The following is a 741-nucleotide window of genomic DNA, read 5'->3' as shown; positions in this document are numbered from 1 at the left end:
ACCGCTTAGAACTCGTGGCTTTCCACCTGCTGTGACTGATGTGGAAATCATCACTATGCAAATTGTGGGGGAATTTCTTAGTCTAGACACGGACAAAAGCATTTGGATGTATTTTAAAAACAATTGGTTAGAGTGGTTTCCAAAATTAGGGTCTTACCCCAATTTCTGTAAGCACTGTGCAAACTTGTGGCATATCAATCAGAAAATTATGTCTCAACTCAATCATCGTTATGGTTCAGATAATATTCACTTTATTGATGGTTTCCCAATCCCTGTCTGTGCTTACACAAGAGCCAGAGGACATAAAAACTTTAAAGAACATGCAAGTTTTAGTTATTGTGCTGCAAAGCAAGAAAAATATTATGGGTTTAAAGGTCATATCGTCATTAATCTTTCAGGAATGATTACAGGTTATACCTTTGCCCCTGCTCATTGTGATGAACGAGATGTTGCTCCTGAGATCACAAAAAATATTTATGGTTTACTTGGAGCGGATAAGGGGTATTTAAGACCCGAGTTGACAAGGCATTTAGAATCTCAAGGTATTGATTTACAAACACCATTTAGAAAAAATATGAAAGATTCCAGACCTAAAGATGCAATGCGAACGCTGATGAAGGCTCGGAGAAAGATTGAGACTGTGATTGGTCAATTAACAGATCGCTTTCACATCCAAAAGGTAAGAGCAAAAAACTTATGGCATTTAACGCACCGTATAACGCGTAAAATTCTTTCACATAC

1 protein-coding gene is annotated in these 741 nt (G+C 37.5%); it reads left to right on the top strand.

Annotation, left to right across the window (positions count from 1 at the left end; all coding sequences use genetic code 11):
• On the top strand, window positions 1-741 hold a 741-nt coding region (locus tag ACSC97_RS18205; RefSeq protein WP_436662350.1), incomplete at both ends, for an IS982-like element ISAba47 family transposase.

The organism is Acinetobacter sp. P1(2025) (genome assembly GCF_051390655.1).
Lineage (GTDB): Bacteria > Pseudomonadota > Gammaproteobacteria > Pseudomonadales > Moraxellaceae > Acinetobacter > Acinetobacter junii.
This window is presented reverse-complemented; position numbering and strand designations above follow the sequence as displayed.